The sequence below is a fragment of the Haematobacter missouriensis genome (assembly GCF_000740775.1).
In the GTDB taxonomy this organism is placed as follows: domain Bacteria; phylum Pseudomonadota; class Alphaproteobacteria; order Rhodobacterales; family Rhodobacteraceae; genus Haematobacter; species Haematobacter missouriensis.
On the sequence record NZ_JFGS01000013.1, the window covers coordinates 38,296 to 53,395 of the forward strand.

A 15,100-nucleotide genomic window follows, 5' to 3' on the forward strand; every position below is an offset into this window, starting at 1 on the left:
AATATTCAGGTTACGTTTTGTTACCATATGGAGACGGATCATGGCGCAGATTGCGATTCTGGGCGGCACGGGGAATGTCGGGCAAAGGCTGGTGGCGGAAGCGCTGCGGCGCGGGCATTCGGTCACCGTCATCGGTCGCAAGGCGCCGGCGACAGCGCTTCCGCCCGGTGTGACTTTCGTTCAGGGCGATGTGACGGCGCAGACAGATGCGCTGGCGAAATCCCTCGCAGGCACCGATCTGCTCATCAGCGCCGCGCGGTTTGCCGATGTGACGGCGGATCAGGTTCTGGCCCTCGTGCGGAAGGCAGGCATTCCGCGGCTGCTGGTTGTGGGAGGGGCAGGGTCGCTTGAGGTTGCTCCCGGAAAACGTTTGGTCGATACGCCGGAATTTCCGGATGCCTACAAGTCCGAGGCGCTGCCCGGTGCCGATTTCCTCGACACGCTGCGGGGCGTGACGGATGTGGACTGGAGCTTCCTCTCTCCCGCCGCGATGTTCGGCCCCGGGGAGCGGACCGGGACGTTCCGCCTCGGCGCGGATCAGTTGCTGGTCGATGCGTCGGGCGACAGCAGGATCTCCTACGAGGATTTCGCTCTCGCCCTGCTGGATGAGGTGGATACTCCGCGCCACAGCCGCGCGCGCTTCACCATCGCCTACTAAAAGGGCGAGACGAGGCGGCGGGGCAACACCCTGACGCCGCAAGGCAATTACATGCGCGCCAACGATAGTTCAGTGCTTGCCTGCGAGGTAATTTGTGAAAAGCCTGTGGCCGATAGCCAGAGGTCATGATGTCCAACGATCCCCTCCTCCAGCCCTACAAATTGAAGCATCTCACGCTTCGCAACCGCATCCTCATCACCAGCCACGAACCCGCCTATGCCGAGGACGGCATGCCGAAGGCGCGCTATCGCGCCTATCACGGTGAACGGGCGCGGGCGGGTGTGGCTCTGACGATGACGGCCGGATCGGCCGCGGTTTCACGCGACAGCCCGCCCGCCTTCAACAATATTCTCGCCTGGAAGGACGAGGTGGTGCCGTGGATGCGGGAGCTGGCCGACGAATGCCATGAGGCGGGGGCGGCGGTGATGATCCAGCTCACCCATCTGGGGCGCCGGACACGGTGGGACCAAGGGGACTGGTTGCCCGTCGTCTCCTCCTGCGGGGAGCGGGAGACAGCGCACCGGGCGTTTCCGAAACGCGTCGAGGAGTGGGACATTGCGCGGATCATCGGGGACTATGCCGACGCTGCGGAGCGGATGCAGGCAGCGGGTCTCGACGGGATCGAACTCGAGTGCTACGGCCACCTGCTCGACCAGTTCTGGTCGCCGCTGACGAACACGCTGGAGGCGCCCTATGGCGGAGATCTGGACAATCGGCTCCGGCTGACCTTTGATGTGCTGTCGGAGATCCGAAGGCGGTGCGGCCCGGATTTCATTGTGGGGCTGCGGGCGACGTTCGATGAGAGGCTACCCGGCGGCATCGACGGCGAGATGGGCCTTCGGATCGCGGAGCGGTTGACGGCTTCCGGCATGGTCGATTTCCTGAACGTCATCCGAGGGCATATCGACACCGATCCGGGCCTGACCGATGTCATCCCCATACAGGGCATGCCTGCGGCGCCGCATCTGGATTTCGCGGCACGCATCCGGGCGGCGACCGGGCTTCCCGTGTTTCACGCCGCGCGGATACCGGACCTTGCCACGGCGCGGCATGCGGTGGCGAGCGGCGCGCTTGACATGGTCGGGATGACGCGGGCCCATTTGGCTGATCCTCATCTGGTGGCAAAACTGCTGGCGGGGGAGGAGGAACGGATTCGTCCCTGTGTCGGCGCGAACTATTGTCTCGACCGCATCTATCAGGGTGGTATGGCGCTCTGCCTGCACAACCCTTCATCCGGGCGCGAGATCGAGCTTCCGCACCGGATCGTGCCGTCGAAGCACCCGCAGCGCGTGACGGTCGTCGGGGCAGGTCCGGGAGGCTTGGAAGCGGCGCGTGTCGCGGCGGAGCGGGGTCATGCGGTGACCGTGCTGGAAGCAGCTGCCCAACCCGGCGGGCAACTGCGCCTTGCCGCGCGCAGCGAGCGGCGGCGAGAGATGCTCTCCGTCATCGGATGGCGTATGGCCGAATGCGAACGGCTGGGTGTCAGCTTTCGTGTCAACACCTTTGCCGAGGAAGAGACCGTCGCGGAAACGCGGCCCGATGTCGTGGTGGTGGCGACAGGAGGAATGCCGGAGGGGCCCGTTCTGGCGAAGGGGGATGACCTGACTGTCTCTGCCTGGGATATCCTGTCCGGCGACGCGGCACCGGGGCGGAGCGTGCTGGTCTATGACGATGCGGGCGACCATGCCGGATTGCAGGCCGCGGAGATGATCGCCAGAAACGGCGGGCAGGTAGAGATCGTGTTTCCCGACCGGAACCTGGCCCCGGAGGTGATGAGCATGAACCTTGTCCCCTATGTGCGGTCCTTGCAGAAGGCAGGCGCGGTCATGACGGTGACCTGGCGTGTTCAGGAGGTGCTGCGTGACGGAAATGGCCTTATCGCGCGGCTGGGTAGTGATTACGGCGACGCGGTGCAGGAGCGGCGGGTGGATCAGGTCGTCGTGAACCACGGCACACGGCCGCTTGACGATATCTACTTTGCGCTGAAGCCAGGTTCCCTGAACGGGGGGGCGGTGGATTACGCGGCGCTTGTCACCGGCGCGCCGCAGGAGATCGCCGCCAATGGGGCTTCCGGTTACCGGCTTTACCGGATCGGCGATGCCGTGGCGTCGCGGAATGTTCATGCGGCCATCCACGATGCACTGCGGCTGGTGCGACTGATCTGATCTGGCAGCGGCGAGAGGAAGCGCTATCTCCCGCCGCATGAAACGCGCAATCGTGACAGGGGGTGCTGGTCTCATCGGCACCGGAATCTGTGAGGCTTTGGCCTCAGCTGGGTGGGATGTCGTATCGCTCGACCTTCGGGATGGGGCGGGCGCTGCGCAGCACGTGATCTGCGACGTGACGGATGAGGATTCCGTCACGGCGGCCTTTGACATGCTGGGCTGGGACGAGATCGACCTGCTGGTGAATAATGCAGGGATCGCAAAACCCTACGGCGGCCCTCTGGCGGAGATGTCGCTTGCTGAATGGCGGCGGGTGGTGGACAGCCACCTGACCGGGGCCTTTCTGGTCACGCGGGCCGCCATTCCCCGGTTTCGGGCGGGCGGATCCATCGTCAACATGGCGTCCACCCGCGCCGTCATGTCGGAGCCGGAGACAGAACCTTATGCAACCGCCAAGGGCGGGCTGATCGCGCTGACCCATGCGCTTGCTGTGAGCCTTGGCCCACGTATCCGGGTGAATGCGATCGCACCGGGATGGATCGCGGATGGCACCGGGCTTGGCCCCCGCGACCATGCCCAGCATCCGGCGGGACGGGTGGGAACGCCTGCGGATGTAGCGGAAGCGGTCTTATATCTTGCGTCTGCGGGATTCATGACCGGCCAGGTTCTGGTGCTCGACGGCGGAATGACCCGGAAGATGATCTACGAGGACTGACGTCTCATGTTGTTAGTCCGTTAGCCTCTTCCGGGGAAGCAGGATCGCCAGGATGAGCCCTGCGAGCGCGATGGCGGCGGAAGTAAGGTATAATATGTGATAGGTCGTGGAGACGAGCGCCTCAGCCGCGAGCGCTCCCGGCCCCCCGCCCGCGACCTCTGCCCGCAGGCCTTCCAGTCCGGGGGAGCCGGCGCTCTCAAGATGGGCAGACACGATTGCGCCATAGATGGAAACCGCCACGGCAGCGCCGGCGATGCGGAGCAGTGTAACGGCGCCCGTCGCCGCGCCGACGTCCTTGCGCGGTGCCTCTGCCTGAACGCCGATCACCGGCGACTGCTGGACGAGCCCGTTGGAAAAGCCGATCGCCATCATGACGGCGCCCACCACCCCATAGGAAGTTTGCCCCGCCGGGAGATAGGCCAATACGCACAGCCCGAGCGAGGCAAAGCCCATGCCGATCAACAACAGTTCCCGCAGCCGTCCCGTCCGGGAGATGACCTGCCCGGCGATGAGCGAGCCTATGGCCATGCCGCAGGTGATCGCGATGAAGAACAGGCCTGCTTTCGCAGGGGCGAGACCTGTCGAAAGCTGAAGATAGATCGCGTGATAATTCACGAGACCGATGGCGATGGCCCCGTTTGCCGCCCCGATGAGGAGGAGAAGCGGGAAGCTGCGGCTCTGAAAGAGGGACAGGGGGATGATCGGTTCCGCCGCCCGCCGCTCGAACCGCACCCAGAGAAGGATGCTCACGATCGCAAGCGTTGCAAGCCCCGCCGCGCCGAGCGCCGCGTGTCCCTCGAATACCTGCTGCACGTCCGCGAGCATGACGATGCTGATGATGGCGATCGTCAGCGTCACTGCCCCCGCCACGTCGATCTTGCGCCGCACATAAAGGCGTCGCCGCGGCAGCAGGAGGGTAAGCCCCACGATGACCACCGCACCGATCGGAAGGTTGACGAGGAAGATGCTGCGCCAGCCCCAAACCTGCGTGAGCGTTCCGCCGAGCGCCGGTCCGATGGAAGCTGCGCACATCAACACGAGGCTGGTGAAACTCTGATACTTCGCGCGTTCCCGCGGCTCGAAAAGATCGGCATTCACCGAAAAGACGCTGACCATGACGCCACCGCCGCCCAGCCCCTGGAGAACGCGAGCCGCGATCAGCCAGTTTATGTCGGGCGCAAGACCGCAGGCGAAGGAGCCGATGAGGAAGAGCACAACAGCGAACAACAACACGGGCTTGCCGTAGATCGGCATGGTGGCACATTGGGCAAGCATATATGCAGCGGTGATCCAGCCGATCCGCTCTGCCCCCCCCAGATTGGAGATGATCGCGGGCAGCGCGGTGGAAACCACCTGCACGTCAAGCATCGCCATGAAGATCGTGAGCATCAGGAGAGCAAAGATCATCATCTTGCGCGAATGCGGCAGCAGCGCCGCCGGGGGCAGATCGGAGGGGGCTGCGACTGTGGTATCGCTCATCGGCTTTTCCGCTATGGAGATATTGGGGCGGGTTAAGCCTGACGATGGTGAGAGGCAATCCACCCTGCGACAACATGCGGCATTTTTGCCCGTTGGCAAGGTTCGGCATGGCGGTTGGAGCCGCGCGCGGAATGGGAAGCAACCCATGGGTGAGACTTGCCAAGCTGTGCGTGGGAGTTCTAAATCGCGACGGGCCTCCCTGAACAGCGAAACCATGACCCTCCGAATGAGCCGGCGTGATCTTCTTCTGGCTGGAGCCGCGATGCCGGTGCTGCTTTCCGTTGTTCCCGCAAAGGGCGAGGCGCAGCAGCGGATTGAGACATTGTTGAACCGCATGACCCCGGAGGAAAAGGCGGGGCAACTGACGCTCGTCAACGACCCCTTCCGCTGGCGGCCGGGGAACGTCAATCCCGATGCTTTCGATCCCGGCCAGCAGGCAGTGGCGCAGGAGATCCGTGAGGGCCGGATCGGCGCGCTTTTCAACGGAATCGGCGCGGCAGAAGCGCGGTATGCCCAACGTCTGGCCGTGCAGGAAAGCCGGCTGGGCATCCCGCTTCTGCTGGCCGCCGATGTCATTCATGGATTGCGGACGATTTTTCCCGTGCCGCTGGCGGAGACGGCAAGCTGGGATCCGGATCTCGCCACCCGCACTGCCCGCGCTGCCGCGATGGAAGCGGGCGCCTCCGGCATCCATCAGACCTACGCGCCGATGGTGGATATCGCGCGGGATCAACGCTGGGGCCGCGTGGTGGAGGGAGCCGGAGAGGACGTCCTGCTCGGTCGCCTTTTTGCGGCCGCACGGGTCCGCGGTTTTCAGGGAGACGATTTGCGGGATGCATCCGCCCTCGTCGCGACGCCGAAGCATTTCGCGGCCTACGGTGCGGCGGAAGGCGGGCTGGATTATGCGGGCGCAGAGCTTTCGGAACGGGCGCTGAGAGAGGTGTATCTGCCACCCTTCCGGGCGGCGTTCGACGCTGGCGCATGTTCCGTGATGTGCGGCTTCAATACGGTCAACGGGATCCCGGCCACCGCCGATCCTTGGCTGTTGCAACAGGTGCTGCGACGGGAATGGGGTTTCCGCGGCTATGTCGTGTCCGATTACACCGCCGATGCGGAGCTTGTTTCGCATGGTTTTGCAGAGGATGCGCGCGATGCTGTTCGTCTGGCCTTTCTGGCCGGCGTCGACATGTCGATGAACAGCCGCCTCTACCAGCGCTACCTGCCGGAGCTGGTGGCGGAAGGCGTGGTGCCGATGGCGCGACTGGATGATGCGGTGCGCCGCGTCCTGCGGGTGAAGGAGGCGCTCGGACTTTTCGACGATCCGTGGCGGGGGATGGATGCGGAGCGGGAGGGGCGGGTGGTCCGCTCGCCCGCCCATGTGGCGCTGGCGCGGGAGGCGGCGCGCCGCTCTGTCGTTATGCTCAGGAACGAGGGTGGGCTGTTGCCACTTCGCCCCGATCTCCGTCTCGCGCTGATCGGCCCGTTCGGCGCAGATGCGGACAACGTGCTTGGCCCGTGGTCGATCTTCGGCGAGCGGGAGAATGCGGTTACGCTGGAGGCTGGTATTCGGGCGGCCCTGAGCGATCCCGACCGGCTGACTGTCGTCCCGGGCTGCGGGATCGAGAGCGACCTGCCCGGCGGCATCGACGCGGCGGTTGCTGCGGCAGGCGCCGCGGATGTCGTCCTTCTGGCGGTGGGGGAAAGCCAGTGGATGTCCGCCGAGGGTCACTCCCGCACCGAAATCGACCTGCCTCCTCCGCAGGCTGCGCTGGTCGAGGCGGTCATGCAGGCAGGGCGCCCCGTTGTGGTCCTGCTCAAAACCGGGCGCGCTCTGGCCCTGACCGGCAGTGTGGCCGAGGCCGATGCCATAATGGTGACATGGTTTCTCGGGCAGGAGGAGGGGAATGCCGTCGCTGACCTCCTGTTCGGCTCGTTCGCTCCTTCAGGTCGCCTGCCGGTGAGCTTTCCGCGCAGGACGGGACAGCAGCCTTTCTACTACGCGCGCCTGTCCACCGGTCGGCCTGCGCAGGCGGCGGATGAAGCCTATACAGCACATTATCGCAACCTTCCCGATGGGGCGCTCTATCCCTTCGGACATGGTCTTACATACGGGTCGGTACACTATGAGCCGCCTCGCCTTTCGGCGGACCGGCTGATGGCGGGCGGTCGGCTTACGGCCACGGCGCGGCTGGTCAACGAAGGAGCACGCGACGCGGCGGAGGTGGCCCAGCTTTACCTGCGCGACAGGGCGGCCCAAGTGGCGCAGCCACGACGACTGCTGAAGGCCTTCAGACACGTCACCGTGCCCGCAGGCGGCGCGGTTGAAGTGAGCTTTGATCTGGGGGTGGGTGAACTGGCTTATCTGGGCCCGGATATGCAGCCCACCGCTGATCCGGGCTGGTTCGATCTGTGGATTGCGCCCGATGCGGAAAGCGGCGTCGCCGCCGCGTTCCGTCTCGACTAGATTTTCTGTGCCCCTTGGCCGAGCGCGGCCAGGATGGCGTCCGGCGTGATCGGCAGGTGCCGCATCCGGATACCCACCGCGTTGAATATCGCATTGCCGATGGCCGGAGCCACGACTGTGGTTGCCGGCTCTCCCATCCCCACGGGCGCTTCTGTGCTGGGCAGGAAGGCGATGTCCATCTCCGGCGCGTCGATCATCCTGAGCGGTGTATAGGTGTCGAGGTTCTGATCGCGCACATTTCCACCCTCGAACGCTGTCCCCTCATAGAGCGCCATGGACAGACCCCAGAGAGTTGCGCCCTCCGTTTGGGCCAGCGCGCCATCCGGATCCACGATGATGCCGGCATCGGTGGCGATCGCGAGCTTTTCCACCCTGACATAGCCGGTCTTGCGGTCCACGTGCACACGGGCGCCGCAGCCCACCCATGTTGGCATGTCGCGCTCCTGCCCGAAGCTGGTCGCAAGGCCGATGCCGCTATCCGGCGGCATTTCGCTGCCCCAGCCGATCATCTCTGCCGCACGGCGGAGCGCGGCTGCCTGCCGCGAGGCGCCGCCGACCGCCATCGGCGCGCTTCCCGCGTTCCTTCCCTCCGGTCGGAGCAGCGATAGACGGAATTCCAGCGGATCGCGGCCGAGCTTGTGGGCCGCCTCGTCCATGAAACTCTCCACCGCCCAGATCGTCCAGCCCGGCCCGACGGACCGGAGCCAGCCGGGCCGAAAGGTGGCATTGGCAAGATCGTTGGAAATCGCGCGGACCTTCTGCTTGCCCACGCTGTACCAATGGTCGGCGCCGGAAATCGCAAAGGGATCGTAGGGTTCCCCATTCGCGGCCTTGGGCAGAGCAGGAGGTGCCATTACCTGTGTCGGCCAGCCCGCTGCTGCGTCGTGCTCCATCGCGGTGACCTGTCCTTGCGTGTCGAAGGCCATCGCCACGCGCTGCACGGAGGCGGAGCGGGGGCTGTCGAACAACACGTCCTGTTCGCGCGTCATGATCATCTTGACCGGTTTGCCGTTCAGCGCCTTGGAGGCGAGCGCGACGGGAACGGCATAGTCGCCGTTCAGCCGCCGTCCGAATCCGCCGCCCAGCATGTAGGTGCGCATCACGATCCGGTCTTCAGGCTCGCCGAGCGCAGCGGCGAGGCTTGGCAGGATCAGCGACTGCCACTGGTTGCCGGTATGGATCTCCCAGATCCCGTCGGCGTTGCGGAAGGCGGCGGCGTTGAGAGGCTCCAGCTGGAAGTGAAGCACGGTCGCCGTGGTATATTCTGCCTCTAGTTTGTCCGCCGCGGCGGCAAAGGCGGGGTCCGTGTTGCTGTCACCCGTGTCGAGGATCGCGCCGGTTTTCCCGTCGGCGATGAGCTTGCGCGCGTGGTCGAGAATATCGTCCTCGGTCACTTTGGCCGTCGGGCCCGCGTCCCAGGTGACCTTGACCTGTGCCGCCGCCCTTTGCGCGGCAAGGTGGCTTGAGGCGATCACCATCACCCATCCAGGAACGGTCCCGGAGGCATCGTCGAGCGTGATCGTCTGTTGATAGCCCTTAACCGCCTTTGCGGCGCTGTCGTCAATGGTTTTGACCTTGGAGCCGACCCGCGTCGGCGGCAGGATGGGGGCGGCCCAGACCGCGCCGTCGATCTTCGCGTCAATGCCGAAGATCGTCTTGCCGGTGATCTTGTTCGGGATGTCCAGCGCCTCGACATCCTGACCGACGAGCCGCAGATCGCCCACGGGCTTCAGCGGCAGCGCCTTCAGCTCATCCTCCGTGAAAGCGCGCGTGAGGCCGTCCGAGATCAGTTCCCCGTAGGACAGGGAATTGGCGCCGGAAGTCACGCGCCCCTCCCGCGCCACGCAATCTGCCGGCGATACGTTCCAGCGGGCGGCGGCGGCTTCGGTCAACGCGATGCGCCCCGCTGCGCCCGCCTGCCGGTATATCCCCCAGCTTTGTGCGATGGACCAGCTTCCACCCGTCACCATCATGCCCCACTTCGCGGCGCTGTCCACATGGGTGATGCGCACATCCGCCCATGGAACCTCCAGTTCGTCCGCGAGGATCCGGGCGATGGCGGTGCCGACATGCTGGCCCATCTCCGCCCGGATGATGTTGACCTCCACCTTTCCCTGACTGTCGATCGTGTACCAGATCGTCGGCTCGAAGACGGGACCCACGGGCGGCACCGGCACGCCATCCGGCTGGGCCGGATCCATCGCGGCGAATGCGTGACGGGCGTAGCCGAAGGTGACGCCCGCAGCTGTCATGGTGATGAGGAAGCCGCGCCGGGTCAGGCCACGGATGCCCTCTCCCCGTGGCGGAAGACGGAGGTTACCCATTGGTGGTCTCCCGGAGTTCAGCCGCAGCTTCGCGGATCGCCTTGCGGATGCGGACATATGTCATGCAGCGGCACAGATTGCCTGTCATCACCGCGTCGATGTCGGCATCGGTCGGGTCGGGCATGTCTTTCAGAAAGGCCGCTGCCTGCATGATCTGGCCGGGCTGGCAGTAGCCGCACTGAGGTACGCGGATTGCCCGCCATGCCTTCTGCACGGGATGGCTGCCGTCGGGGTGCAAACCCTCGATCGTCGTGATCTCCGCTCCTTCCACCGACGAAAGCGGCGTGATGCAGGATCGCGTCGCGCGCCCGCCGACATGCACGGTACAGGCCCCGCACATGCCGATCCCGCAACCGAACTTCGTCCCGGTAAGCCCGGCAATGTCACGGATCACCCAGAGGAGCGGGGTGTCATCCTCGGCATCCACTGTCACCGGCTGTCCGTTCAGGGTGAACTTGGTCATCTGGTCACCTCCTGACCCGTTCAATGTGCAAGCGGCGGCTCTGCACGGATACGCGCCACGGCTTTTTCCAGATCGGGCCAGGGACGTTCCGTCGTGCGGGTCGCGCGCAGATAGGCGGCGATGGCGGCCACCTGGCCGTCATCAAGCGCATGGCCGAAGGCGGGCATGACGATGCCCGTCATTCCCTGATCGGTGCGCAGTCCGTCAAGGATCACGTGGATCAGGTTGGCCGGATCGGAGAGCCGCGTGGAGGAATTGATGCCCAGATCGGGGCGCCCCTTCACGATCTCCCCGCTGTTGTAGTGGCAGGAGGCGCAGGCCGTCGCATAGAGCCGCTGCCCTTCCTGAAGTCGGTAATCCGCCTGAGGCGCCTCCGCCTGCAAGGCGGCGAGAACGGCGGGGCTCTGCCCTTCATCCGCGGGAGGGGCACCGACGATATCGCCCAGATAGATGCCGATGGCCCAGAGATCGCTGTCGGGGAGCTGGCGGATCCCCGCATGCACGACCGGCGCCATCGGCCCTGCGGCCGCACCGTGATAGGTCGTCGCCCCCGTTGCGAGATAGTCGTGAAAGTCCGCCGCGCGCCAGGGTACGCCCGAAGGGTTTCGGGCGGTCAGGGGCGGCGCATACCAGTTGTCGATAGGAGCGCCCTCATACTGCGCGTCCTTCTGCTCTGCGCCAAGACGGTTGCGCGGCGTGTGGCAGGCACCGCAGTGGGCGATGCCTTCCGCCAGGTAGGCGCCACGGTTCCATTCGGCGGGCTTGTCGGGGTCTGGCACGAAGGGATGCAGATCCGCAAAGAGCAGCTTCCAGCCAGCCTGAAGGATCCGCAGGTCGAGCGGGAAGGGCAACTCATTCGTCTGCTTCACTGCCTTAACCGGCGGCACACTGCTCATGATGTAGGCATAGAGTGCCGAGATATCCTCATCCGTGATGCGAGAGAAATGGTCGTAGGGAAAGGCCGGAAACAGATGCTCGCCCTTCTGTCCGATACCTGCGCGCATGGCACGGGAGAATGCCGCTTCAGACCATGTGCCGATCCCGGTCTCCGGCTCAGGTGTGATGTTGCTGGAGTAGATCGTGCCGAAATCCGTCTTCATCGCGTAGTTGCCCGCATAGGGCGGGGCATCGCGTGACGCGGTGTGGCAGGTCGCGCAATAGCCAGCTGCAGCCAGAACCCGGCCTTTTTCAACCAGCGCGGGGTCGAAGCTGTTCGGCGCGGGCCTTGCCACCGGCGCGATGGCAGGATGCCACGCATAAATACCGAAGCCGATCACGCCAACCACGGCGATTGCCGCAATTCCAACGAGCACGCGCCCTATCATTTTCGCCTCGCTTCCGCTGGGTCCAGTCATCTTCTCACCCGGTGGGGGCGAGTGCAATCCACTTTGAAAGTCGCCTCTCCGCGGCCTGCGGCATTATGTCGGCGGAATAAGTCCTTCCACCGCTTCAAGGTTAGTGTGAAGATCACACACGTCCATACGAGCGGTCCGCCATGACGGAAACTCTGCCGAACGCGAAAATGATCACCGCGGCCTCCGCGCTCTCCACCCTCGCGTCACTTCTGTGGTTGCCGCAGGCGGCGCTGCTTGCGGTGTGCATCGGACGGATGGCGGCTGGTTTCGGCGATGTTCTCCTGCCGGTTGGGGGCTTCTTTCTTGTTCGCCTTGTCCAGGCTGGTGTTCAGGCGCTGTCGGAGCGGCTGGCCTTTCGCGGGGCAAGGGCGGAACTGTCACAGCTCAGATCGGCGGTCGTCGGGTCACTGGCCGGGCACGCCCCGTTCGATGCGGCGCGCCCATCCTCAGGTCTTGCGGCGAGTGTGCTGGCCGAGCAGGCCGAGTTGATCGTGCCCTACCTGAGTCGTTTCCGCCCCGCGCGGTTTCGGGCGACGGTAGTGCCGGTGGTGATCTTTCTGGTGATCCTTCCGCTGTCGTGGCTGGCAGCTCTGGCGCTGCTCATCGCGCTTCCGGTCATCCCGTTATTCATGGCGCTGATCGGCTGGCGTGCAAAGGCGGCGAGCGATGCGCAACTGGGCGCGGTCGGCACGTTCAACGGATTTCTGCTCGACAGGCTGCGCGGCATGGCGACGATCAGGGGGCTGGGCGCCGTGGGTGGGGCGGAGTCGCGTCTGGCCGCTATGGCGGGAGATCTTCGGGACCGGACCATGGCGGTGCTTCGGATTGCATTTCTTTCGTCAGCGGTGCTGGAGCTTTTTTCGGCTCTCGGGGTGGCGATGGTGGCGGTCTATGTGGGTTTTCACCTTCTGGGAGAGTTGCCATTCGGCGCGTGGGGCGCGCGGCTTTCGCTGCCGGAAGGGATGTTCATTCTGCTTCTCGCCCCCGCTTTCTTCGAACCGATGCGGGATCTGGCGGCGGTGTGGCATGATCGGGCATCAGGAGAGGCGGCGCTCGACAAGCTCGACGGGCTTGCCCCCGCCGGGACGGCGTTTGCCGGTGCTCTGGCCCTCCCCGTCCGGGTGGGAGAGGCGAAACCGCCTTCGGTGCTACTGGAAGCAGCACAGCCCGCGCGGCAGGACAGCCGCCCGGTGAGCTTCAGCGTGGCGGCGGGCGAGCACGTTGCCCTGACTGGGGCAAGCGGCTCTGGCAAGTCCACCGCCATAGGCTTGATCGCGGGTCTGGTGCCGCTTGGCTCCGGCCGGGTACTCGTCGGCGGGATACCTATGGCGGGTGATGGCGCCGCAACGCTCCGGGCGGGGATGGCATGGCTGGGGCAGGAGCCGCACCTACTGCCGCTGTCGCTGGCGGAGAATGTGCGGGCAGGCCGTGAGATCTCCGATGAGGCCGTGGCCGCCGCGCTCTCCTTGGCGGGGCTGTCGCGCGTCGCCGCGGTGCGCGGCAGCAGGCCGCTTGGCGAGGATGGGGCGGGGCTTTCGGGGGGGGAGGCGATGCGCCTGGCCCTCGCGCGTGCCGCCGCATCGCCTGCGGGCCTGATCCTGGCGGATGAGCCGACTGCTCATCTGGACAGCGCGACCGCAGATGCGGTGACGGAGGGGTTGCTGAGGCTTGCCCGCGGCCGCACGCTCATAGTCGCCACTCACGATCCCCGGCTTGTCGCACGGATGGACCGTACTATCGCGATTGATCCTCCACGTGGAGAGGCTGCTGCATGAGGCGTATGCGCAAGGATTTTGCCCCCGTGGTTCGCGCGCTTGCCGAAGGGCGGGAAGGGCGGCTTCTGCTCGGCGCAGGACTTGCCGCGATCACGGCTCTGGCCGGTGTCGCGCTGCTGGGTCTTTCGGGATGGTTCATCACAGCGACGGCGCTCGCAGGGCTGTCGATGGCAACGGCGCTGAGCTTCGGTGTCCTGATGCCTGCTGCGGGCATTCGCCTGCTTGCCGTGCTCCGCACCGTGGCGCGTTATGGCGAGCGGCTGGTAACCCATGGTGCGACGCTTGGCGCGCTGGCTGAGCTACGCGTGCGCCTGTTCCGGGGGTGGAGCCCGTCCGAGGCGGCGGGCGCGCTTGCCACCCGCCCCTCGCGCCTGCTGTTCCGGATCAGCGCCGACAGCGAGGCGCTGGATTCGCTTTATCTGCGAGTTGCCGTCCCGCTGGCGGCGGCGGGACTGGCGGCGCTGGGGGTCGGGCTGGCATTGGCGGTGGTCTCGCCGGTGCTGGGTCTTGGGGCCTTCATCGTACTGACTGCCGCTGTGGCGATCATCCCGCTGCTTTCGCTTCGGGCGGGCTCATCCGCGATATATGCCCGCAGCCGATGGTTGGAGGGCTTGCGCGGCCATGTCATCACGCTTGTGCGAAATCAGGCGGATTACGCGATGGCCGGGCGCCTTCCGGCAGAATGCGAACGAATTGCTGCTTTGGATGGGGCACTGGCGCGCGCGGATGACCGTGCCAATCGAGTTGAGGTCGCTGCGGGTGCTGGCGCGACAGTCGTAAGCGCCGTGCTGATCGCGGCTGTGACACTGGTTGTTGCCGGGATGGTGTCGGAAAACCGCATCGGGGTGGCCGTGGCGGCTTTTGGCATTCTGCTGGCCGTGGCCGCAGGCGATCCGCTGGCCGCGTTGCGTCGGGTAGGCGCGGAGGCTGCGCGCGCGCGGCTGGCGGCACGGCGGCTTGGTCCGCGGTTGGTGATGCTGCCTTCGCCCGCGCCGCTTCCCCTCCCACCTGAGGGGCAGGCTGTGGTTTTGCGGCACGTGTCCGCCGGCCCGGTTGCGCGCGGAGAAACGTTGCATGACATCACCTTGAGCCTGCGCAGGGGGGAGAAGGTGGCCGTCATCGGCCCGTCAGGGGCGGGCAAATCGACGCTTCTTCTGCTGCTCGCGGGGGAGGTTCGGGCACGGCGGGGGGAGGTGGCCGTTCTGCCATCCACTTTGTTGACCCAGCGGAGCGAACTCTTTCAGGACAGCCTCGCCGATAATCTCCGCCTCGCTGACCCCTGCGCCGATGACGCGGCGCTTATACGGGGGCTGGAGGATGCCGGGCTCCCCCGCTTCACCGCTCGTCTTGCCTTTCCGCTGGGCGAGGGCGGGATCGGCCTGTCCGGCGGAGAGGCCCGGCGGTTGGCCCTCGCAACGCTGTTTCTCCGCCCGGCGCCGCTTTGGCTGCTCGATGAGCCGACGGAGGGCATAGATGCAACAACGGCGCGGGATATTGCCCAACGGCTTGATTTGCGCCGATCAGGTCACACAATGGTGATCGTAACCCATGTACGGCGGGAGGCTGAAGGCGCCGACCTGCTGATAACGATGGAGCAGGGCCGGATTGCCTGTCTCCATCGTCAGGGGGAGGCGAGCTATACCGCCGCCCTTTCGGCGCTACGTCCCGATTAGGACAGCCGCGCCCTTGCCAGACCGACGCC

The 15,100-nt window shown here is 65.7% G+C and carries 10 protein-coding genes; 6 read left to right on the plus strand and 4 right to left on the minus strand.

All coding sequences use genetic code 11. The features are described from left to right. Positions 1-40 precede the first annotated feature (40 nt). The 3 genes from CG51_RS09990 (at position 41) to CG51_RS10000 (ending at position 3,538) form a co-directional block, all read left to right on the plus strand. Complete coding sequence (locus CG51_RS09990) at positions 41-658, plus strand: NAD(P)-dependent oxidoreductase (RefSeq protein ID WP_035744496.1); 618 nt, start codon at positions 41-43, stop codon at positions 656-658. Positions 659-786: 128 nt separating this feature from the next. Then, a complete protein-coding gene (locus tag CG51_RS09995) occupies positions 787-2,823 on the plus strand; it encodes an NADH:flavin oxidoreductase (protein ID WP_035744591.1) in 2,037 nt (678 codons plus the stop codon). A gap of 37 nt (positions 2,824-2,860) precedes the next feature. Continuing rightward, complete coding sequence (locus CG51_RS10000; protein ID WP_035744499.1) at positions 2,861-3,538, plus strand: SDR family NAD(P)-dependent oxidoreductase; 678 nt, start codon at positions 2,861-2,863, stop codon at positions 3,536-3,538. A 12-nt stretch (positions 3,539-3,550) separates the two neighbouring features. Here the strand turns inward: CG51_RS10000 and CG51_RS10005 are convergent, their stop codons facing one another. Next, positions 3,551-5,017, minus strand: a complete 1,467-nt coding sequence (locus CG51_RS10005) for an MFS transporter (protein ID WP_051930379.1) — start codon at positions 5,015-5,017, stop codon at positions 3,551-3,553. A gap of 226 nt (positions 5,018-5,243) precedes the next feature. Here CG51_RS10005 and CG51_RS10010 point away from each other — a divergent pair, with 226 nt between their 5' ends. Continuing rightward, positions 5,244-7,481, plus strand: coding sequence for a glycoside hydrolase family 3 N-terminal domain-containing protein (locus tag CG51_RS10010; protein ID WP_198947723.1), 2,238 nt, complete (start codon positions 5,244-5,246; stop codon positions 7,479-7,481). Here CG51_RS10010 and CG51_RS10015 read toward each other — a convergent pair. Genes CG51_RS10015 through CG51_RS10025 form a run of 3 tightly spaced genes read right to left on the minus strand, consistent with a single transcriptional unit; the run spans position 7,478 to position 11,623 of the window. Next, positions 7,478-9,805 (minus strand): xanthine dehydrogenase family protein molybdopterin-binding subunit, encoded by a 2,328-nt coding sequence (locus tag CG51_RS10015; protein WP_035744502.1) that lies wholly within the window; start codon positions 9,803-9,805, stop codon positions 7,478-7,480. The genes CG51_RS10010 and CG51_RS10015 overlap by 4 nt on opposite strands. Continuing rightward, positions 9,798-10,268, minus strand: coding sequence for a (2Fe-2S)-binding protein (locus CG51_RS10020; protein WP_035744503.1), 471 nt, complete (start codon positions 10,266-10,268; stop codon positions 9,798-9,800). Before CG51_RS10020 ends, CG51_RS10015 begins: the two co-directional genes overlap by 8 nt. A 20-nt stretch (positions 10,269-10,288) precedes the next feature. Beyond that, positions 10,289-11,623, minus strand: coding sequence for a cytochrome c (locus CG51_RS10025; protein WP_198947722.1), 1,335 nt, complete (start codon positions 11,621-11,623; stop codon positions 10,289-10,291). Positions 11,624-11,763: 140 nt separating this feature from the next. On the opposite strand from CG51_RS10025, the gene cydD reads away from it, so the two are divergent. Both cydD and CG51_RS10035 read left to right on the plus strand, forming a co-directional pair. Continuing rightward, the gene (gene cydD, locus CG51_RS10030; protein ID WP_084695135.1) at positions 11,764-13,398 is read left to right on the plus strand and encodes a thiol reductant ABC exporter subunit CydD; all 1,635 of its coding nucleotides are present in this window, start codon (positions 11,764-11,766) and stop codon (positions 13,396-13,398) included. Further along, positions 13,395-15,071, plus strand: a complete 1,677-nt coding sequence (locus CG51_RS10035; RefSeq protein ID WP_035744505.1) for an amino acid ABC transporter ATP-binding/permease protein — start codon at positions 13,395-13,397, stop codon at positions 15,069-15,071. Before cydD ends, CG51_RS10035 begins: the two co-directional genes overlap by 4 nt. The last annotated feature ends 29 nt before the right edge of the window (positions 15,072-15,100 follow it).

What these genes read in the sequence shown, in the direction of transcription:
- cydD (WP_084695135.1), top strand. Translation starts at nt 11,764, where the DNA reads ATGACGGAAACTCTGCCGAACGCGAAAATGATCACCGCGGCCTCCGCG.
- CG51_RS10015 (WP_035744502.1), bottom strand. Translation starts at nt 9,805, where the DNA reads ATGGGTAACCTCCGTCTTCCGCCACGGGGAGAGGGCATCCGTGGCCTG.
- CG51_RS09990 (WP_035744496.1), top strand. Translation starts at nt 41, where the DNA reads ATGGCGCAGATTGCGATTCTGGGCGGCACGGGGAATGTCGGGCAAAGG.
- CG51_RS10020 (WP_035744503.1), bottom strand. Translation starts at nt 10,268, where the DNA reads ATGACCAAGTTCACCCTGAACGGACAGCCGGTGACAGTGGATGCCGAG.
- CG51_RS10025 (WP_198947722.1), bottom strand. Translation starts at nt 11,623, where the DNA reads ATGACTGGACCCAGCGGAAGCGAGGCGAAAATGATAGGGCGCGTGCTC.
- CG51_RS09995 (WP_035744591.1), top strand. Translation starts at nt 787, where the DNA reads ATGTCCAACGATCCCCTCCTCCAGCCCTACAAATTGAAGCATCTCACG.
- CG51_RS10035 (WP_035744505.1), top strand. Translation starts at nt 13,395, where the DNA reads ATGAGGCGTATGCGCAAGGATTTTGCCCCCGTGGTTCGCGCGCTTGCC.
- CG51_RS10010 (WP_198947723.1), top strand. Translation starts at nt 5,244, where the DNA reads ATGAGCCGGCGTGATCTTCTTCTGGCTGGAGCCGCGATGCCGGTGCTG.
- CG51_RS10000 (WP_035744499.1), top strand. Translation starts at nt 2,861, where the DNA reads ATGAAACGCGCAATCGTGACAGGGGGTGCTGGTCTCATCGGCACCGGA.
- CG51_RS10005 (WP_051930379.1), bottom strand. Translation starts at nt 5,017, where the DNA reads ATGAGCGATACCACAGTCGCAGCCCCCTCCGATCTGCCCCCGGCGGCG.